Below are 19,013 nucleotides of genomic sequence, written 5' to 3'. Positions count from 1 at the left end.
CAGCTATCCATATTTCATCAAAAACCGTCCCAAAGAATCAGGGAATTATGAACGAGTCTCATCTCAGGCTTATCAATCGCTTTTATCCCAAATCCTGCCTGACAGTTTTTTTGGCAGCAGGCCGGTTATCGTCGGTTGAGTTTCTTACAATATCCCGGAACGCATAAAGATAAGCAATTGCAAAGAATATACCCACAACCAGCATCACCGGTGATTTCTTCTCAGGCACGATCTTCAAGCTGATGCTTGATGCATCGCCAAATTTAAGATTTTGGGCTTCTAACGTAAATCCCTGCCGGCTTTCCGCGTTAATAATCTTTACTTGCGCCCCACTGCCTGCCTTCCCCTTAGGCAAGGCCTCCTGAACCGAGTGAACGGTTTCGCCTTCCGGTAAAATGGTTGTTAATCTGTATTGGGCAACAGGCAGCTGTCCTGTATTCAGAAATCGGTAGCTTACAGCCCGTTCATTCCCTGACACTTTTGCGACAGCGGCCGCTTTAGGCGCCAACACATCGAACTCCAAACGCAATGTAAAACTGGCAGGTGCTCCCGCCGGAACCACGACTTTGAGGTATGGATTGTCACCTTTTAATACCGGTTGAATCTGCAGGCCGGCTGGTCCCCCTTCCCACCGTAAATCCTGAATTCCGTTCCAGGTGGAAAGAGGTATGTCAACCGATCCCGGCAGGATGTCCGTCATTTCCAGCTGGGTTGTGACTTTTCCCGAACCGTTTGGTATTACATTCAATTTTTCATTGTAAACTTTAATACTGGGCGCAGCTCCCATTAACACCAGGCTGGCGGCAAGCAGGCAAACCACAAGCAACATATTACGTATTTTCATAGACGTGCTGTGAACGCCGGAGTGATTCCCATCCAATGAAACCAGGTCGCTCCGCCGATGAGCAATAATATATAACCGATAGTACAAGCTGCCAGCCCGTATTTTAAGTTATCCATAACCGAATATTGGCCGGTAGCGAACAGCACTACATTAGGCTTACCGCTGATCGGTAATCCCACGACCCAGTCAATGGCAAAGGCTGCGGGCAATGCCAAGCTTACCGGGTTCCAGCCGATTTGTCTTGCCAACGTGATTATGAGGGGAATCATGATGGTGGCCCGCACTGTTTTGGATGTCAGTAACAGATGCGAATAAATCATTATGGCCATAATGATGGCATATACCACTCCAAACGGCACACCTTGGAAATTCATGTTGCCGAATAACTGCCGTACGGCCCATTCTGCTGCCCCGGTATCATCTAGCGCCAGGCCACCGGCATAGGCTCCGGCGCTAAATAGCAGCAAGTGCCAGGGAATTTCGGCTTCATTCCAGCTCAGAATGCCCCAGCGCGGCATCAGGGTGATTACTACGCCAATCATGGCCGCTACCGGCGCGGCAATATCCAGGCCAAACCACTGCTGGTGCCAGGTATCGGTCGCCCAGAGGAAGATTACCAGCAGGAAAACACCAATACCTTTTTTCTCGGCGATACTCAGCGGTCCCATACTGTCTTTCTGGGCTTTGACCAAATCCATGCCGCCTTGCAATTGGGGATACTTTGCTTCCTGCTGTACCGGGAAAATGAACTTGGGTCCAAGATACCAGACTGCGGCTATAGTCCCGATGGTAATCGGAGCAGCGGCCAGCAGCCACTGATTGTAATAAACCCGGTAGTCGGCCATCTTCTGAATGAAGCCAACGGCCTGCATATCGGCCGGACTACCGGTCATGGTAGTCGAAGACAGAATACTGATACTGGCCAAGTTTAACAGCAGCAGATTGCGGCCAAAGTTATTCGGCGTGTCCCCGGTGGAACCATAAATGGCTGCTACCACAATCATCAGCGGCAAAGTTATGACGCATCTGGCGGTGGTGGACGGAATAAAAGGGGCTAAGGCCAGTTGGATTATGACGAAGGCAAACAAGGCCCAACTGGCATTTTTGCCAAACTTCAATATCAGGCTCAAGGCCAAGCGTTTAGCCAAACGGGTCTTAACCAGAATAGAGCTCAAAATAAAGGACATGATGTTCAGCCAGATAACATCCATACCAAGAACATCAAGGATAGGCTTTAGCTCCCAGGTCCTAGTCAAGGCCAGCAGAATCATTAACAGGAAGGATGTCACATAAGTGGGTACTGGTTCAGTGACCCACCACACAAGCGCCATGAGAAAGCATGCGGCTGCTGATTGGGCAGAAGCAGTAAGACCGGCCCCGGTAGGCATATAATAAATAAGTAAGAACACCAAAATGCCACCAGGGAAACCGAGATACTTCATCCAGCGCTCAGTATTGGTCCGGGCTGCCCGCGAATCTGAAGATAGACTCATCTTCTCCATGTTCAGAAGTTCCTGAACCCGCTCTAAGCTGCCCGTATTCATGGCGGCAGATGCTTGTGACACTATCCACGCCCCCATTTTTCATAAGGATTTTGGATCAAATTGGAGTTAAAGTAACGGGGATCGGAAGAAACTTCCTCACCTACCCAGTTGGGTAATTCTAAAAGCTCAGTCTCGTCCTTAAGCTCGACCTCGGCAACAATCAGCCCCAGGTTACTGCCAAAAAATACATCAATCTCCCAGGTATGGTTACCGCAAACCTCTTTATATCTCGTCTTCTCGATAAGCGGTTGTTCACACAGATTGGTGAGCAGAGGATCGGCGTCCTCTACCGGAATTTGATATTCAAATTCGGAGCGGGAGATTCCCTTGGTGATTCCTTTAATTGTGATAAAGGCTTTTTCTCCTTTGGTCCGTACCCGGACTACCCGCTCCTTAACTGACGAAAGATATCCTTGCCGAATTGTCGTACCCTTATCTTTAGGTTGCCACGCACCCTCTTTTACCAGAAATTTTCGTTCAATTTCTTTCCCCATTGCAACTCCTCCTCTACACCAGACCTACGGTCTTTTTCATCGCTTTAATGTAATTGATATTTTCTAACCCGACCAAGCCCAGTTCCTGCACAGTCTTTATAACGTTGGCCGGATCAACATGCTCGACACAGGCTGTTTTCCAGGGAACGCCGTTAAACTCGGTTTCGGCAAATTCCACGATACAATCATTCACACTGTAGATATATCTGACTTTCTTTACATTCACTACCTTTAGGGCTTCATTGGGTGTAATCACTTCAGACAGAAACTGCTCATAAGTATATTCCTCCCGGGCAAATTCCGGAGCTACTACACCAAAAACCTTGAACAACTCTGTCAGATTGTCTTTACCGATCGGAAATCCTGCCTTAAGGGTGGGATTCCATTGTTCGAGCTTATTTTCATCAACTGCCTGGAGTGATTTAATATCAATAAGATCTTCCCTGATTTTAGTATTGTCATCTCTCACTTTGGAAAGTATATAAACTTCTTCACTCTTCCTGATGTTCGGCCGCCCATAGTTAGTAATTGTTTCAGCAAATTCAGCTAAGTCGTTGTTAAAAGTTCTCCATTCCCAACGGGGTATAATTGTTGCCATAAATAAAACCTCCCAAAATATATACTTTACCTCTAAAAACGGCTGTCACACGCTGTTCCTAAAGGTTGTACCACTCCCCCTCTCTTTTCTTGTTCTCAATAATAAAAGGCAAAAAAGTTAAGACTTTTTTGCCTTTGCAACACAAAGAATATGACTATTTATTTTTATGTTGAGCAAAAGCAGAATAACCACACAATTCTCCCTTTAGGAAACATTTGTGAAGCCAATTATTCTGCTTTGTCAAAGAACCATTAAATTATCGTAATATTACTATTATTATAACTATTCACCAAAAATATGGCAATAGCTTTATGAACTTTTTTCATTTTAGTCCCTTATCTTTTACTGGGACACGATGGCGGCATACAGAGTAGACCGTACGGGTTCAAACAGTGTTTTCAACGCTTTAACATAATTGACATTCCGCTGCTGTTCCAGGCCCAGTTCTCTCACTGTACGTAAAACAATCTCCGGATCGGTAAACTCCACACATATGGATTTGAACGGAATACCGGCAAAACCCACTTCAGCAATCTCAACAATGCATTGGTTAATGACATAAATATTGCGATGTTTCTTCACTTTTACCACTTTTAGCAGTTTACTATACTGAGTCAATTCCTGCAACAACTGGTTGCGGGTATAATGATTTTGCCGCAAGTTAATAGGTATAGAACCAATATGTTTAAATAATTCGGGCAGAGAGGCAGCCGAAATGGGCAAGCGTTGTCTGGCGGCAGGACTCCACTGTTCCAAGCCATGTTCATTGATTGCCTGTAATACTTTAACCTCTACTACATCCTCCCGGATTTTAATATTGTCATTTTTCAGCCGGGAAAGAATATAGAACTCTTCACTCTTTTTGATGTTGCCCAAAGGGTACTTTTTTATCGCGGACTCGGCTGACGCAAAATCTTTGCCAAATATTCGCCATTCCCATCGCGATACAATCGTTTTAGGCATTTGCTCCCCTCCTTTACCGAAATATTATCTGGCGTATCAAAAAACCTGTCACTATTTATAATCGTAGACAAATTGAACTTTCGTTTGCCCCGGATATAACGTTGACTGGGTATTGTTTTGCAGTTGGTTAAAGAAATCCCGGCATTTCTCCAGACTTTTGCCGGAGGCATTTATTAAATCCACCTCATAGGAAAACTCCGCAGCTATCAACTTAGAGCTATTTTCATCATACCATAGGGAAATAGTGACTTCACCTTTTAACCCATCCCCAAAATCAAGCTCACCGGGAGAAACTTTAACTTCTCGTACCATCAAATTATTAATTATGGACACTGGCTCCGTAGCTGCAATACCAAGTTCATTAAGTGTGGGAAAGAAAACAGCATAATCCCCCAACGTGGTTCGCAGACTTCTAGGAATTTTTTTCAACGCCCGGCTGAGTCCGAATTCGCCGCCATTAACGCCGGCTTGGCCGCGATAATAGCCAACACAGTCTTCCTGCAGCTTACTGACCGATTTATACCCCCGGGCTGTTTGCACCGACAGTTCAGTAATCCCTTGTAATTCCGGCACCCGGTATTTTAGAGTAAGCTCAGAATCTGCCGCAGGCTGTCCGTCAACATATTTTGTTCTAAGGCGGAGGATATAATTTTGTTTTGTTAGTTCCATATTCTTCGTGTCCAGGTACATAACCTGCTTGGCATCTTCAGCAAAAGGGTTGGCGTTTTCGACTACGCCGATACCACTTTCACCGGCTGTCTGCCTGACTTTCTCCCAATAGGCTCTGTACCCCTGCTCTTTGTCTGCAAAATTGTCTGCTTTCAGCAATAGCTTGTACTCCTGGGAATCAAGTTGAATAGCCTGAATGGTTCCGGGTAAAGCCATCGCCAGTACACACACAGAAATCATCGAGCAAAACAACTTAACTACCGGCCTTATCAAACGCATAAACATCACAGCCCTTCTTGATATTGCAGCTTTCAGCCTGCATCCTTGATCATAAGCAAGCCTCGGTACACTGAAAAAAAAGACAGAAAACTCCCGTTCCACCCGAAGGTGTACATAACAGGAATTTTCTGCATTGTCCCGAAAGCTTGCCTTACCTCAATCTGATAGTTTTAGTTTAATACCGCCAAATCAAATTGTCAACAATTAGCAATTAACATGCGATAAGGGCTCATCTATATTTATATCTTATTTCTATATTGTATATAGTCCAGGAATCGGTTAACTGCAAGGGAAACTGTCTTTGCATCTTTCATAACGATACCGATTTTTCGATAAGCGGGTACTTCCAATTCTTTTGCCAGTATTTTATATGGTACACGTTGCAGTATTAATTCAGGTAGTATGCTAATACCAAGTCCCTTTTCCACCATTGCCATAATTGAATAATCGTCCCAGGTGGTAAAACGTATATCTGGCGTAATATTATGTTTTTCAAAAATCTCCGATATCTCGTTTTTTGCCCCTTTTTCTAAGAGCATAAAAGGAGCTTGTAATAAACCCTTTATTGGAAAATGGTCGCAATCAGCTAACGGATGATTTTCGGGTATTATTGCTAATAATCTGTCTTGTTCCAAAAAAATAGTTTCCAGATCGGATTTAGCCGGAAGCCGGAGAAAGCCAAAATCTACCCGCCCTTCAATAACCCAGTTTTCGATTTCGGTATAGTCACCAAGTAAAAGCTCAAATTCAATATTGGGGTACTCGGTTTGAAAAGTTCTGATCATGTTAGGGAGCCAATGAGTTGCTACACTAGAGAATGTCCCTATTCTAATTAGACCGGATTTCAACCCGTGTAATTCATCTATCATGGCGAGCAGTTGATTATTTGCTTCACATACACGCTTGGCATATGGCAGTAGTTTTAGCCCATCAGAAGTGATACGAACACCCGAACGGTCGCGTTCAAGCAGGGCAACTCCCCATTCAGCTTCTAAATCATTTATCATATGGCTGATACCGGATTGAGTGTAATCAAGAAATTGCGCTGCCTTGGTAAAACTGCCATATTCCACCGTTTTGATAAAAGCCATATACTTTTGAATATTCATGTTGCCCCCATGACAATTTTTAATTTTAAACATGAAAAAGATGCGTTTTCTTAATTATTACATTTATCATATACTTTTTAAAGGAAAATGCAAGAATCTGGTTTTGGCTCGGAATAGTAAGACCCGACCCAAAAAGAAAGAATGGTATCTAATGAATGCGAAATTAAAAATTACTACAGCTATGATAATATTCGGCAGTATGGGGCTATTGGTAAGAAACATTGATCTTCCATCGGGTACAATTGCTCTGGTTAGAGGCATGATAGGAGTAGTTTTTCTGGCAATAGTAAGTTTATCTTTGAAAGAACAGTTTTCAAAAAAGGCAATTGTAAAGAATGGTTTATTATTAACCATATTGGGCATTACACTCAGTGCAAATTGGATTTTCTTGTTTGAGGCATATAAGCATACAACCATTGCAACGGCAACCCTTAGTTATTACCTTGCTCCCGTATTTGTCACTGCCTTGTCTCCACTTGTTTTGAAAGAAAAGCTAACGGCAGCAAAATTTATTTGCATTATTACTTCACTGATTGGTATGATGTTTGTTTCTGGTGCATTAACAAAACCATTCCAAGGTATCGAAGATTTTATCGGAATTGGCTACGGAATAGCTGCTGCTGTATCCTATGCAAGCCTTACACTTTTAAATAAATTTACAAGAGAAACAACCGCTACAGAAGCAACGCTTGCTCAACTCGGGGTGGCCTCTGTGGTTCTTCTGCTATATGTCTTTTTGACTAAAGACTTTATCGATATAACGATTGGGATAAAAGATATTCTGTTACTTAGCATTCTTGGGGTTATACATACAGGTTTGGGATTTTGGTTATACTTTTCCTCCATACAAGATTTAAAAGCGCAGACTGTTGCAGCATTCAGCTATATAGATCCTGTTACGGCAATATTATTATCTACGCTAATTTTGAATGAAAAAATGGGATTCGCAGAAATCCTGGGCGCAATTTTAATTCTGGGTTCAACACTAATAAGCGAAAGAATTAGAGAACCTGGCTGGGTGGAAAAGATTCCCACTATGCTACGCAAATAGAAAAAACAAAATAGACCTCAAGCAAATTGTTACCTAAGGTCTATCACCATGATTTATTTATACCCTTCCCTTAACTGGCACCTTAACTAGAGACACCTACCGGACATGATTTCATGCAATTGAAGCACATATACTGATTACCTAAATATGCAGCCTGTCTGAGGTATGCATAACGTTCGCTGGTAAGCAGTTTTTTCCGCTCTTCTGCCGAACTACTATTAAGAAGTTGGGACCAAAAGGCGATATCATTTCCAATACCATACGGCAGCGAATTTTTCATACAGCTCATCACATCTGTTTTTCCCGCTTCGTCTAGCGCTCTGCCAGGGCAGTTTTCAACACAAAGGTTACAGTGAATGCAAACATCTTCGTTAACCCTTGGTGATGGCTCTAGTTCAAGATTGGTAACAATACTGACAAAGTTTACCCTGGTACCAAACTGGGGATGGATAACCAGGTTGTTACGGCCAAAGGTCCCCAAACCAGCTGCGACAGCCGCATGTCGTTGGGAAAAATCAGCCACAGCCCTCCTATCGTTATGAATCTCGAACGGAGTAGACAATGGTATATTGGCAACTTTTGCCCCATACTTGCTCTCAAGATATCGCGCCACACGAAAGCTAGACGATCTAGCAAAGGCACCCAAATCTAAATAACCGTTTAAGGCAACACTTAAGCTTGGACTTTCACAGCTCGATAAGACTTTGTACGCCAAAACAATGATGGATTTCGCATCAGGAAGAAAATTCGTGATTTCATATGACTTAGGGCTATTATACGTATCAGCACTTGCAAATCCAACATCATCTACACCTAAATTTAATACAAATTCTCGAATTGCATTCTCCATCTTACCCTCTCCTTATACATATCGTTAATTTACAACTAAAACACTTTCTGAAAAAACCTATTCTTTGTTAATCCGGGTGACTCACATAGCATTATAGTATCATTGCGTTTAAGTGTATATACACATAAACTTTTGCAATTATAAACCATATTAAAAACCGGGGCACACCATAAGAATCCAACGAACGTTCATGCAAGCATCTGAGCTCAAGACGCTAAGACATAACGGATAAGTTCCTCGACCAATTCATTCCTGCTCTTCCAATCGACAACGTGTATATACACATATATTGTTTTAATTATAATGCTTCCTACCAGGCGCCGTCAAGCATTTAAATTGTTACTTTCAGCGGTTTTCATTGGTTTACTTCTTACTATTGATTTTTATCATAAAAAAATTGGGCCAATAACAGCAAAAACCAGCATGTGCCATAATGCTGGTTTTTACGATTTGAAATTTTCCTGACACCGAAAGATTTATTTCCTAGATATCGTTCGGTGTATCACCCAGTCAAATCCACTCAATAATGACTTCTTTTCCTTTAGACTCTAATACAGTTTTTAATTTATTTAGTACCTGTACTTTAATGTTCATCTGCATGGGAAAACCTGGATTATGGTGGGCAGGGTTAACGGCCAGTCCGGCAAAAATCTTAATGGTGTCCGCGGTATTCATCAGTTTAGCCAGCAAAGTAGCTCCATCCTGTTTATTGGATTTACGAAGTTTATTTGTATCCATTAACCGCTCAACCGTGGCATTCAAAGTTAATATCCCTTCCGTGACCAAATCGACTCCGTCAAGATAGGCAATCGGAGGTATTTGCGGATCATGGCAGGTTAATTCCACTTTAAGCCGGCTACCAGTAAGCCGACCGACTATTTGCGCTGTAGTTCCTCCTGAAACCACCTTTTTCCCAGACTCGGCAAAAAACCGGCCGACATATTTTTCGTCGTCATCCGGATTAGCGGGTGGCCCGGTCATTAATGTTAGTTGTTGAGGATCACGCATCTTAACAACTAAGGCGGTTGAATCATCGCCAGGGCTCCCAAGATAGTAACATTCACAAAAATTAATCAAACTTTGCCCGATAAGTTCCGCATCACTATTCTCATTAGTCTCTTCTTTAATTTGTTTTGCCACTGAGTCCCAGCCCCACCCCAGTTTCAGCAAGCCGCCAATACCGGCATGAATCACACCATCAGTAACAGCCACTAATATATCATCTTTTTGAAGCCAAAGTTCCCCTACACGAATAATTTTATTACCGATTACTTTTTCATGGGCAGGAAACTCAACTACTTTGTTATTACGCACCAGGAAAGTAGCCGGGCAGTCAAATTCAACAATAGTCGTTTGTCCATCAGGGGCAATCATAATAATATGCAATGTCGAATACGCAATCTTTCGCTGGCGACAAACCGGTAAGGTTTCGGCAATGGTATTGACGACGTCTTCCAGCGGTATACCGCGTTTAAGCATTACGGTGGCAATTTTAGTCGTCAAAGTCGCTAATATATTAGCTTTAACACCACTGCCCAGCCCATCGGACATTACAATGATCGTTGCTTCTGGTGTTCTGGCAATATCAACATTGTCTCCGCACAATTCTTCACCAACTTTAGACAACTGCGCTAAACCAACTTCGGCATGAAGACGTTGCATTACGATTCCTCCTTACCTTTTATCAGCATAATTAGTTCTAATAGGGCTGATTTTGTTTCCGCAGTAGTCTCTCCTAATAAACCGGCAATTTCTTGAGCCACATGCATCTGTTTATTAATGATTTCCGTGGATTTTTCTATTGTATCCAGTTTCATCTGCCGCAGTTCCTGCTGTTTCTTTTCAAAAGCAGTCACATCAGTAATGATAGCAATTACCAAACTATGCTTAGGTACTGGAATAATCATTTGTTCGGTAATAATACCATATTCAGGGTACTCAACCCGTTTACCAACAATCTTATGCCCCAATTTCGTGGCAACCATAAAATCTGAGCAATCAAACAATTCCGTTAGACTCATACCCTTATAAATTTCTTGTACTATACCAAACATTCGTTTAACTGCCGGATTGAATTCTTTGATAATCATTTTTTCATTGACAGCAATTATCGCATTTAATGAATTCTCTACAATAATATTGGCAAATGATTCTGCTTTAGAACGCATATAAGGTAAGCACATGTTAATTTCGGCAATACCCTGAAAAACAGCAATTGCCTTATCGCGACAAGTATTGTATCCGCAAGCGCCGCAATTTTTTTCGTCCTTGGGAGAAAATTTTCCTATCTGTTTGAGAATTTCTTTTATTTCAGCTTCCGCAGGTATAACGGCGTTTATCGGTTTTGCTGCATAATTTCGTGATAAGTCCAGATTACTTGCCGCCAAGTCATCTTCCTGGGGACATGTATTAGGCAAAGCATTCTTGGCGTAGTTCATTATCTTGTTCCTTTTGGTTTGCATTAATTGATGCGTCCCCATAGCAGGACCATTGATACACCCGCCAGCACAAGCCATGGCCTCAACGAATTTTGGAGAAAACTCCAGCTTGCTTAACCCTTCAAATACTTCCAGACAATTTTCTATTCCATCGACTGCTATAACATCCTCGTCCGAAACTTGCGAACCAAAAGGCATAAGCACCCCGCCAGCTACAGGGAAACAGCGTCCTGCATAAGTTGATTCCGGTAATTCCTGAAGCTTTAGGGGATTTATTATCGAAACCATATCGTTACGCTCATTTAGCCATTCTCTAAGCTGATCAAAAGTGATAACCGCGTCCACTTCAGAATACAGCGAGCGGCCTTCAGCAATTTTCGCTATGCATGGTCCGGCAAATATGACAAAGCAGTCTTCTCCAAACTCCCTTCGAATAAGCTTGGCATGAGTAAGCATTGGCGATAAAACCGGCGCTAGATTGTTGATTAATTTAGGATAATATCTTTCAACAATATCTACAATAACCGGGCAACAGGAGGAAATAACAGTATGATTGACAGGATTATCGGCTTTAATATGTCGAGCATACGCCTTCGAAACCTGGTCAGCTGCCGTAGCTGTTTCTACAACCGCACTAACCCCTGCATTTATCAATCGGTGTGTCAAGTCTTCCAATGAGTATTCAGGAAAAGCCGCTATATACGAGGGGGCTAAGCTTATAATTACTTGTTTACCGGTTGCAACAGCTGCCGTCAGTTTTTCTATTTGCCTATCAATTTCTTTCGCCTGCTGCGGACACTCCACTACACAACGGCCACAAAGAATACATCTTTCCGGAATAACACTGGCTTGCCCTTTAACTATTCCAATTGCTTTAACAGGACATGCACGCACACAACGAAAACAATCCTGACAATTTACCTTGCGAGTTATGATAGTGTTAATATTGTCCACCTCCCAGCACCTTGTCCTTAAATATTTCAAATACCTTTTCCTTGGATACGTTCTTAATAATTTCATCGTTTATTTTAATAATCACGCCTTCGGTGCACTGTCCCTGACAAAAGTTTCCCTCAAGATCGATTTCACTTTGAATTTCATATTTGTCGATTAATGCTTTAAACGCATTGAGAACACTATAAGCGCCTTGTAAATGGCAGGCACTCCCAAAACAAATGGACAATTTCAGCATAATTATACCCCTCGTAAATTGAGTGAATTTTTTCACTTATCTTCGTTATTATATTCCTTATTATTATAAATAAGTCGTAGTTCGATAAAGAGATGTTTGATATGCAGCAAAACGTATTTGTTACGTTTCAATAGTATTTTACCACTCTCTTTTTAAACTGTCGAGTGAATTACTCCGTCGCCATGCCTTGAAAAAAAAGCCATCGCTCTTGCCTGCTGGCTAAAGCGGTGACTTTCTCAAGTACAAGGAAATAATAGTAATTATTCAATGGCAATAAATCGATTTCTACCTTCGTTTTTGGCCTTGTAGAGCCCATAGTCGGCTCGTTTAATAAGTATCGTTGCATCAAGGTTTTCTTCAGGCTTTATCGTTGCTATGCCAATACTGACTGTAACAAAATCATTAACTGAAGAGAGCTGATGGGTAATGTTTAACGCACTTATGTTTTCCTGAATTCTCTTTGCGACTTTTATCGCACCGTCGCGCGGCGTTAGCGGCAGCAGTACTATAAATTCCTCTCCTCCATATCTAGCGACTATATCAAGTGGTCGTAGCAACGATTTTTTTAACGCATCGGCCACTAACTTAAGGCACCGATCACCTTCTATATGGCCATAAAAATCATTATAATTTTTAAAAAAGTCTATATCAATTAACTGAATGGACAAATATTCATTATCACGCAGTGCCTGTCGCCATTTTGTTGCCAGAATTTCATCAAAATACCTGCGATTAGGTATACCTGTCAAAAAATCGTTAATAGATTCTTGAATTAACATGTCCCGCTGTTTCTTTAACTCAAGGTGATTTTTTACACGCGCTTTAATTATAGATGCATCAGTATTCTTAGTAATATAGTCGATTGCTCCCAATGAAAACCCAGTAGTTTGGTCTTCAGGATCGTCTTTTATAGAAACAAAGATGACTGGAATATCTTTGGTGCCTGGATTTGTCTTGATCCACCGGCAAATTTCATAGCCATCCATAGTAGGCATAATTATATCCAGTAAAACCAGATCAATTGGTTGCGACATAACAATTTCTATAGCCATCTTCCCCGAGTCTGCACAAATTACATTATATTCATCTTGAAGAACATTTTTTAAAAATTGACGATTAAATTGTATATCATCAACAATAAGGATAGTTTGCTTTGCTGAATTCATACTTTTCGTTCCTTTCCTTTCATACATACAACTAATTATTATCAACTAACGCAGAATATTAGTTGACAAAAAATCAATTTCTATCGTTATTCTCCATTTTAAAATGAAAAAGATTGCTCGGTTCATCATTGATTTAAATGATGCAACCTGGCAATCTTAGACTAACGAATCTGTAGACCCACGGCTTTGCGTCCCATCCTTTCGGATGGTTTGCCTCAAAGTATTCAATTACTACTAATATTTTATCATCAAAAAATAAAAAAAATGTCGTAAAAAGTCATTTGTAAAACGAAAGTACTACGCTCTCCAGCTTTCGAACCCATTTTCCATTCACAAAGCGATAAACTCATCAATCCGTTTTTGATGAGTAATATCAGAATTTGGATTTATAGATAAATAAAATCCGCCGTTTCCATATTCATCGGAATAACGGCGGATTTTTTGCTTTTCTTTATGACGCCTATAGTCATTTTTTCGGTCGATCCAAACGGGGGCCAACTTAACCTCTGGAGTCATTGCCCGGTTAGGTTTACCGGCAACTTTAAGGGTATTCGGGTTAATGGTTCCACATTTAATGATTACTTTTTTCTTGGACATGCAAACACCTCCTGTGTTACTATCATTATAATCTAATGAGAAATAGTATGCAATTAGTCAACTTGTTTCAAAATAAAGGTATATTTTTATTCTGATAGAATACTTCTTATAAGTTTTTTTGTGAAAGGAGCATAACCTTGCATTCTAAAGCTTTATATTCTTATTGCTTAGCCAAACCGGGCGCCGTCGAAGATTACCCTTTTGGTCCCGACGTAATTGTTATCAAAGTTGCGTCTAAAATGTTCGCTCTACTGTCTCGCCGGGACGGTCAGGACAATCTTGCCTTGAAATGCGACCCAAACTATTCAGAAATACTGCGAAAACAATATCCCAGCATTACCCCGGGATACCATTTGAATAAACGCCATTGGAATACAGTGATACTTGATGGAAGTATTCCCGAACAAGAAATAAGAGGATTAATCGATCATTCTTATGACTTAGTCTATAAATCACTCCCCAAAAGGCTGAGAAGTGGCTCCGGCGGGGATTGGTGAATGCATCTGTTGCTTTGAGGATATGGTCAATAATTAATAATGTTAAGTTGAGGTATTGCCTTGAATAGAGAAGACGAAATGAACGAACAATTGGATAACACGCCACCGCCAGTGCGACCACCTTGGTATAAGCGATTTGGGCTGGGCGGAGTATTTGCCGCGCTACTGGTGTTAATGAAATGGAAAACTGTTTTGGGATTTCTCAAAGGATTAGTGTTCCTTCTAAAGTTTAGTAAGTTTGGTATAACCACCCTCTCCATGCTGGCAACTATTGGTGTTTATGCTTGGTTTTACGGGCTATGGTGGGCAATTGGTTTTGTTTTGCTCATTGCGATTCACGAGTATGGACATATGGTTGCAGCCCGGCAACAGAACATTCCGGTAACGGCCCCTGTTTTTATTCCTTTTTTGGGAGCACTCATTGGTATTAAGGAACAGCCTAATGATGCGGCAACTGAAAGCATCATTGCCTATGGCGGACCCTTATTTGGCCTGTTAGCCACAGTGGCCTTTCATCTGGCTGCCTACCTGTTACATTCTCCCTTGCTATTTTCTTTAGCTTTTACCGGTTATTTTCTCACACTGTTTAATCTTATCCCAGCGTCGCCATTAGATGGCGGTCGGATTGCCGGAGCGGTATCTCCCTACATCTGGCTCATTGGCATTCCTCTGATTGGGTTACTTTTGTGGTTCAGCTTCAGCCCCATTCTCATTCTGATCTTATTCGGAGCTATTCATCGGGCATGGGACTTCTGGAAACATCGCCATGACGAATATTATGCAACCGATTCTTCATTTCGTCTGAAAATAGGATTTGCCTATTTGGCACTGCTGTTATTAAGCGGAATACTTACTTATGAAACCCACTTTACGGCCGAGGCATTGCGGCCAAGGATCTAGCAACTCAAGAAACAGAAAAACTCTGTGAGTCCCTTTCATACACTATGTAAAAAAAACTGAAGCTGCTAATGAGCTTCAGTTTTTTTCATTTGATTCCGGCTTAATCCACCAGTTATAATGCTGGTAAGGTTTTCTTAGTTTGTTCAATTCATGGCGTTCCGCTATGTATTGATTTTTTATAGCCTCCAGAGTTTTACCATGTTCAGTCATACCTTCAGGAGAAAATCGGTTATGCCTGGGGATTGCAAACTGAACCGTAAATTCTCTTTCATTTACCTCGATTTTGCCATCTGCCCCGCACATCGGACATTTTACTTCCCCGGTAGGCATTAGCTTAAGCAGTGTGTTACCGCACAACTGGCAAGCATGAACCGGCAAACGGGTTGCCTCCTGTTCACCGGTTACGAGCGCTGACGCCAAACGGCGCGCCTGATCGAGCACTTCCGTTTTTACAACTTCTCCCGGACTTGCTGCATGGACCAGCATTGTCCCCACTACATCCAAATGAAAAAAGCGAGCAAGATTGACTGCGGCCTCACGGGCATACCCTTCCCATCCTGTAATTCCGTAAGATACCGCGACGACACATTTCTTACCGGCAAATTCTTTCGCTTGCTGCAAAACGGAAATCAGCCTGTCGCTGATAAGTTTCAGTGTGGTATGAGTACCTAAAAAGTAACAAGGTGTGGCAATGATAACAGCATCAACCGCCTTTATCTGTTCCAGCAGGAAACCCAGATCGTCTTTAATGACGCAGTCCTTGTCCTCCGGCAGGCAGGCGTAACAAGCGCTGCACTGTTTTATATCAAGATCAGTGAGCCGGATCATCATTTTTTCCACTTCATCCGGCAAGGAGGCCAACATTTCTTTCGCTAATATCTCGGAATTCCCCAGTTTTCTGGGTGACGCCACTAAACCTAATACCTTCATAGAAGCTCCCACCTTTGATTTTATTATCAAAATCCAATTAAAAAATCAATCTACCCAATCAAAATTAACCACCCTACCACCACTTTGAAAGCCACCCCAGTTACTTCTTGGCCATTACGATTCTAAACTTTTGGGCTATTAGGCCAAAGTCATCTTTATTGAAATATTTTTTTGCTAATCTAGTCGAATCTAATTCATCTAGCAAAAGCAAATTATAGTTTGCCAGAAAATCCTGAATCTGTCCGTCTATCGCAAAACGGGGTTTTTCACCAACTTTAGCAAGAAATTCATAGTACTGTCTAATCTTGGGATCATTGTAGGTTTTCTCTCGACTAACCATCGAAGCAGAAACATAATCAAAAACAATTAGGCTATTTTCTCCCGAATAGTTATCTACTAGATTAAATGTATTATCGATAGATTCTTGATTTAGATACATCGTTAATCCTTCTAGTAAGAAAAGACATTTTTTATTTTTTTCAAAGCCGGTTTCTTCTAACTTTTTAGATAACGATTCGTGATTGAAATCAATTGAAATAAATTTTAGATTTTCCGGAAACTCAATGTGTTGGCCCCTGAATCTATCTATTTTAATTTGTTGTGTTCCCGGAGCATCAAGTTCAAATACTGTTGCCTTCGCTAACTTACTTTTAAAGCGAATAGCACGGGAATCAAAGCCAGCTCCAAATATCAATACCTGTTCAATACTGTCATCAATATTTTCAAAAATACTATCAATAAATTTTGTCCTGGCAATAAGATATTCGTAATTCCCCGGAGCTTTCAAAAATTGCTTTTTCAGTATTTTTCGGGAAAATCCATATTTAGCTAATAAACCAAGATAAGATGGTACGAGAATAGGAGCAATATAGTCATTGCTTTTGTAATTTATATCTTTCTCATAATAAGATACTGTCCGGCCCAGGCACGTTCCCTGTGCAGTTATGGATACTTTGCCTTCAACTCTATTATTCACGCTATCACCCTGCTATGATTTTGAATTAATTTTACATTATCAAATAACTTCTATACTTCCCATTTTTATCCTCTAAAATGTAAACTTCAAATAAATAGGTACATGTACCAATCGACTCCCCTATGGAAATCACTCAGGAGAATCGGATTAAAAAGCTTGATTCTATAGTTAACACGCCTCTTGCTGTACCGCTTACATCTGTTTCGACTGTCCATCTAATGGGTATGAACATCTTTTTTAAAAGGAAAAAACCATAATTTAGGAGGAATTCAATAAAGACTTTGCTGCTATTTAAATATATACAATTTCGTGCAGTTACTAGTAAGCCAGAGTATCTTACGACCGAAAAATTCGAAGCTGTACTTGGCGGCTTTGGTGCTTTTAATCTGGGAGTTTGGGCTGCTTCCAACGTCATTGAACGCAGCAGCACCATCCCCATTACATAGTTTTACTATAGGACACAGCGGTGCTTCGCTTTTTAGCCCACTTTATGGATCGGCTATATTACATTTTGCTTTGTTCAGATACTAATAAAGAAGCCTCTTTAACTGTAATTAAACCGACAGGTAGCCTTAAATGTTCTTCATTTTTTCCCACAGCTTACCGAACTTTGTTTTGGTAAGAATTTCGTGAGTTAAAAAATCGCCATTATAAAAAGCACTATAGGTTGTAAATACAGCAGGCGATTGCTGCGCTTGTTCTTTGCTTTCCAACTTGATGCGTTGTATAGGAATATTGAATTCCTGACCGATGATATCCAATTCATTGTGTACATGATAATCGACGAAGGGACATTGGTCGGTATACAGCACGGTTAATCCCCGGCGATAAGTAATAGAGGGCGTTTTTACAGTTTCTTTAAACTTAGGCATTACGGCGTCATCCTTAAGCCTTTTTACCAGTAACTCAAAATAGGGTTGTGCCGTATCGGCGACTTCAAACCCCTTTTTTAACAGATAGGCTTTGTCAGATAGATATGGCTTCTTTTTAGCGCTCGAAACTATGACAATCCCCTTTTTTCCTGCCGAGTCATGCAAGCATGAGTGCAATAATTCAGTGCCATATCCCTGTTTTTGGTAGCGTCCGGCAACCCAAAAACAATTAATGAACATATACCCCTCCGCCACAATGGGGCACCATGCGTTTTCGGCAGGTAAATACTCAATGAACACTTTCCCCCGGACGTCTGCTTTTCTGAAAATCAATCCATCCTGAAAACGATTTTTCAGCCACTCTTTTTTCAGCGCTACTCCCGGCGCGGTTTTCTTGTCGGCAATAGCACAGCATATATGCTCTTGTTCTAAGTTTTCCCCTGTCAATGTTACTAACGTCATTGAATAGTACCTCCACCAATCAGATAGCCAGAATTTCCATATAGCCTTAACCCTGCAATGCCAGATAGTTGCTAACGAACCTTATGGTAATACCGCTTCGAGAGCTCCTAGTGATATCACTTCATTTACATTTTCAACAAACCTGATATTTTCCGGTATACCACTAGAAATAGCATTGCGAAGAATAAGGGGAACCAGATCGATATCTAACGCGCCGCGACAAGTTGAGAGCACACAATATTCGGCACAATAACCAGTTAGAATTACCGTATCAACACTAAGTTTCCTTAGTGTTTCCTCAAGGCTTGTTTTATTAAATGCATTACCATAGGTCTTTATAATATGGATGTCATCAGGATTAATAGCAAGCTGGTCAATATTTTTAAATCCGTCTGCTTCAGGAACAACGCCCTCTGCTTCATCCCTATGCTGTATACAAATAACCGGTAATCCTTTTTTGCGAAACAGATCAATGGCAGTATTAATAAATTCTACCGCTCTTAGAGTCAGTCGAGTTTTTTCCTCGTTGGCAAAAGCATAATGTTGTTGCATGTCAATAACCAATAATGCTGGTTTCACTAT

General features: G+C 41.2%; 21 protein-coding genes and 1 riboswitch. Of the genes, 4 read left to right on the top strand and 17 right to left on the bottom strand.

Annotated elements, in window-relative coordinates; translation table 11 throughout:
* Positions 1–82 precede the first annotated feature (82 nt).
* The 7 genes from SRRS_RS07130 to SRRS_RS07100 form a co-directional block, all read right to left on the bottom strand.
* Positions 83–844 (bottom strand): hypothetical protein, encoded by a 762-nt coding sequence (locus SRRS_RS07130; protein ID WP_371367528.1) that lies wholly within the window; start codon positions 842–844, stop codon positions 83–85.
* Positions 841–2,409 (bottom strand): SLC13 family permease, encoded by a 1,569-nt coding sequence (locus tag SRRS_RS07125; RefSeq protein WP_371367526.1) that lies wholly within the window; start codon positions 2,407–2,409, stop codon positions 841–843. The genes SRRS_RS07130 and SRRS_RS07125 overlap by 4 nt, the downstream gene beginning before the upstream one ends.
* Positions 2,409–2,882, bottom strand: coding sequence for a CYTH domain-containing protein (locus SRRS_RS07120; RefSeq protein ID WP_371367524.1), 474 nt, complete (start codon positions 2,880–2,882; stop codon positions 2,409–2,411). Before SRRS_RS07120 ends, SRRS_RS07125 begins: the two co-directional genes overlap by 1 nt.
* A gap of 13 nt (positions 2,883–2,895) precedes the next feature.
* Positions 2,896–3,480 carry a hypothetical protein gene (locus SRRS_RS07115; RefSeq protein WP_371367522.1) on the bottom strand — a complete coding sequence of 195 codons (585 nt, stop codon included), beginning with the start codon at positions 3,478–3,480 and terminating at the stop codon, positions 2,896–2,898.
* Between the two features lie 342 nt (positions 3,481–3,822).
* The gene (locus SRRS_RS07110; RefSeq protein ID WP_371367521.1) at positions 3,823–4,443 is read right to left on the bottom strand and encodes a hypothetical protein; all 621 of its coding nucleotides are present in this window, start codon (positions 4,441–4,443) and stop codon (positions 3,823–3,825) included.
* 51 nt (positions 4,444–4,494) lie between these two features.
* Positions 4,495–5,397 (bottom strand): hypothetical protein, encoded by a 903-nt coding sequence (locus SRRS_RS07105; RefSeq protein WP_371367519.1) that lies wholly within the window; start codon positions 5,395–5,397, stop codon positions 4,495–4,497.
* A 233-nt stretch (positions 5,398–5,630) separates the two neighbouring features.
* Positions 5,631–6,500, bottom strand: coding sequence for a LysR family transcriptional regulator (locus SRRS_RS07100; RefSeq protein WP_371367517.1), 870 nt, complete (start codon positions 6,498–6,500; stop codon positions 5,631–5,633).
* Positions 6,501–6,651: 151 nt separating this feature from the next.
* Here SRRS_RS07100 and SRRS_RS07095 point away from each other — a divergent pair, with 151 nt between their 5' ends.
* Entirely contained in the window at positions 6,652–7,551 is a 900-nt protein-coding gene (locus tag SRRS_RS07095; RefSeq protein ID WP_371367515.1) for a DMT family transporter, read from the top strand.
* Positions 7,552–7,633: 82 nt separating this feature from the next.
* Here the strand turns inward: SRRS_RS07095 and SRRS_RS07090 are convergent, their stop codons facing one another.
* The 6 genes from SRRS_RS07090 to SRRS_RS07065 all read right to left on the bottom strand — a co-directional run bounded on the left by SRRS_RS07090 (position 7,634) and on the right by SRRS_RS07065 (position 13,794).
* Positions 7,634–8,401 carry a 4Fe-4S binding protein gene (locus SRRS_RS07090; protein WP_371367514.1) on the bottom strand — a complete coding sequence of 256 codons (768 nt, stop codon included), beginning with the start codon at positions 8,399–8,401 and terminating at the stop codon, positions 7,634–7,636.
* A gap of 510 nt (positions 8,402–8,911) precedes the next feature.
* Positions 8,912–10,063, bottom strand: coding sequence for a SpoIIE family protein phosphatase (locus SRRS_RS07085; protein ID WP_371367512.1), 1,152 nt, complete (start codon positions 10,061–10,063; stop codon positions 8,912–8,914).
* Positions 10,063–11,793 (bottom strand): [Fe-Fe] hydrogenase large subunit C-terminal domain-containing protein, encoded by a 1,731-nt coding sequence (locus SRRS_RS07080; protein WP_371367510.1) that lies wholly within the window; start codon positions 11,791–11,793, stop codon positions 10,063–10,065. The genes SRRS_RS07085 and SRRS_RS07080 overlap by 1 nt, the downstream gene beginning before the upstream one ends.
* Positions 11,780–12,031, bottom strand: a complete 252-nt coding sequence (locus tag SRRS_RS07075; RefSeq protein ID WP_371367509.1) for a (2Fe-2S) ferredoxin domain-containing protein — start codon at positions 12,029–12,031, stop codon at positions 11,780–11,782. Before SRRS_RS07075 ends, SRRS_RS07080 begins: the two co-directional genes overlap by 14 nt.
* A 260-nt stretch (positions 12,032–12,291) precedes the next feature.
* Positions 12,292–13,197 carry a diguanylate cyclase gene (locus SRRS_RS07070; RefSeq protein WP_371367507.1) on the bottom strand — a complete coding sequence of 302 codons (906 nt, stop codon included), beginning with the start codon at positions 13,195–13,197 and terminating at the stop codon, positions 12,292–12,294.
* Between the two features lie 138 nt (positions 13,198–13,335).
* Positions 13,336–13,422: riboswitch (cyclic di-GMP riboswitch) on the bottom strand.
* 105 nt (positions 13,423–13,527) lie between these two features.
* The gene (locus SRRS_RS07065) at positions 13,528–13,794 is read right to left on the bottom strand and encodes a hypothetical protein (protein WP_371367505.1); all 267 of its coding nucleotides are present in this window, start codon (positions 13,792–13,794) and stop codon (positions 13,528–13,530) included.
* A 137-nt stretch (positions 13,795–13,931) separates the two neighbouring features.
* Between SRRS_RS07065 and SRRS_RS07060 the strand changes: the two genes are divergently transcribed.
* The gene (locus SRRS_RS07060; RefSeq protein WP_371367503.1) at positions 13,932–14,291 is read left to right on the top strand and encodes an MmcQ/YjbR family DNA-binding protein; all 360 of its coding nucleotides are present in this window, start codon (positions 13,932–13,934) and stop codon (positions 14,289–14,291) included.
* A gap of 60 nt (positions 14,292–14,351) precedes the next feature.
* Positions 14,352–15,191, top strand: a complete 840-nt coding sequence (locus SRRS_RS07055; protein WP_371367501.1) for a site-2 protease family protein — start codon at positions 14,352–14,354, stop codon at positions 15,189–15,191.
* Positions 15,192–15,266: 75 nt separating this feature from the next.
* On the opposite strand, the gene SRRS_RS07050 is transcribed toward SRRS_RS07055, so the two are convergent.
* Together SRRS_RS07050 and SRRS_RS07045 are read right to left on the bottom strand one after the other, a co-directional pair.
* Complete coding sequence (locus tag SRRS_RS07050; RefSeq protein WP_371367499.1) at positions 15,267–16,121, bottom strand: flavodoxin family protein; 855 nt, start codon at positions 16,119–16,121, stop codon at positions 15,267–15,269.
* Positions 16,122–16,221: 100 nt separating this feature from the next.
* Positions 16,222–17,097: a class I SAM-dependent methyltransferase gene (locus SRRS_RS07045; protein ID WP_371367497.1), complete on the bottom strand. Its 876-nt coding sequence runs from the start codon at positions 17,095–17,097 to the stop codon at positions 16,222–16,224.
* 281 nt (positions 17,098–17,378) lie between these two features.
* Between SRRS_RS07045 and SRRS_RS07040 the strand changes: the two genes are divergently transcribed.
* Complete coding sequence (locus tag SRRS_RS07040) at positions 17,379–17,543, top strand: hypothetical protein (RefSeq protein WP_371367495.1); 165 nt, start codon at positions 17,379–17,381, stop codon at positions 17,541–17,543.
* 126 nt (positions 17,544–17,669) lie between these two features.
* On the opposite strand, the gene SRRS_RS07035 is transcribed toward SRRS_RS07040, so the two are convergent.
* Positions 17,670–18,431 (bottom strand): GNAT family N-acetyltransferase, encoded by a 762-nt coding sequence (locus SRRS_RS07035; RefSeq protein WP_371367493.1) that lies wholly within the window; start codon positions 18,429–18,431, stop codon positions 17,670–17,672.
* A gap of 81 nt (positions 18,432–18,512) precedes the next feature.
* Complete coding sequence (locus SRRS_RS07030) at positions 18,513–19,010, bottom strand: cysteine hydrolase family protein (RefSeq protein ID WP_371367491.1); 498 nt, start codon at positions 19,008–19,010, stop codon at positions 18,513–18,515.
* Positions 19,011–19,013 lie beyond the last annotated feature (3 nt).

The organism is Sporomusa rhizae (assembly GCF_041428845.1).
Taxonomy (GTDB): Bacteria; Bacillota; Negativicutes; order Sporomusales; family Sporomusaceae; genus Sporomusa; species Sporomusa rhizae.
The sequence above is the reverse complement of the archived record's forward strand: the minus strand, read 5'-3'. Positions and strand labels throughout refer to the sequence as shown.

Coding starts and splice junctions, on each gene's coding strand:
- SRRS_RS07035 (WP_371367493.1), bottom strand. CDS start 18,431: ATGACGTTAGTAACATTGACAGGGGAAAACTTAGAACAAGAGCATATA.
- SRRS_RS07050 (WP_371367499.1), bottom strand. CDS start 16,121: ATGAAGGTATTAGGTTTAGTGGCGTCACCCAGAAAACTGGGGAATTCC.
- SRRS_RS07130 (WP_371367528.1), bottom strand. CDS start 844: ATGAAAATACGTAATATGTTGCTTGTGGTTTGCCTGCTTGCCGCCAGC.
- SRRS_RS07095 (WP_371367515.1), top strand. CDS start 6,652: ATGAATGCGAAATTAAAAATTACTACAGCTATGATAATATTCGGCAGT.
- SRRS_RS07075 (WP_371367509.1), bottom strand. CDS start 12,031: ATGCTGAAATTGTCCATTTGTTTTGGGAGTGCCTGCCATTTACAAGGC.
- SRRS_RS07115 (WP_371367522.1), bottom strand. CDS start 3,480: ATGGCAACAATTATACCCCGTTGGGAATGGAGAACTTTTAACAACGAC.
- SRRS_RS07065 (WP_371367505.1), bottom strand. CDS start 13,794: ATGTCCAAGAAAAAAGTAATCATTAAATGTGGAACCATTAACCCGAAT.
- SRRS_RS07110 (WP_371367521.1), bottom strand. CDS start 4,443: ATGCCTAAAACGATTGTATCGCGATGGGAATGGCGAATATTTGGCAAA.
- SRRS_RS07070 (WP_371367507.1), bottom strand. CDS start 13,197: ATGAATTCAGCAAAGCAAACTATCCTTATTGTTGATGATATACAATTT.
- SRRS_RS07090 (WP_371367514.1), bottom strand. CDS start 8,401: ATGGAGAATGCAATTCGAGAATTTGTATTAAATTTAGGTGTAGATGAT.
- SRRS_RS07100 (WP_371367517.1), bottom strand. CDS start 6,500: ATGAATATTCAAAAGTATATGGCTTTTATCAAAACGGTGGAATATGGC.
- SRRS_RS07105 (WP_371367519.1), bottom strand. CDS start 5,397: ATGTTTATGCGTTTGATAAGGCCGGTAGTTAAGTTGTTTTGCTCGATG.
- SRRS_RS07085 (WP_371367512.1), bottom strand. CDS start 10,063: ATGCAACGTCTTCATGCCGAAGTTGGTTTAGCGCAGTTGTCTAAAGTT.
- SRRS_RS07120 (WP_371367524.1), bottom strand. CDS start 2,882: ATGGGGAAAGAAATTGAACGAAAATTTCTGGTAAAAGAGGGTGCGTGG.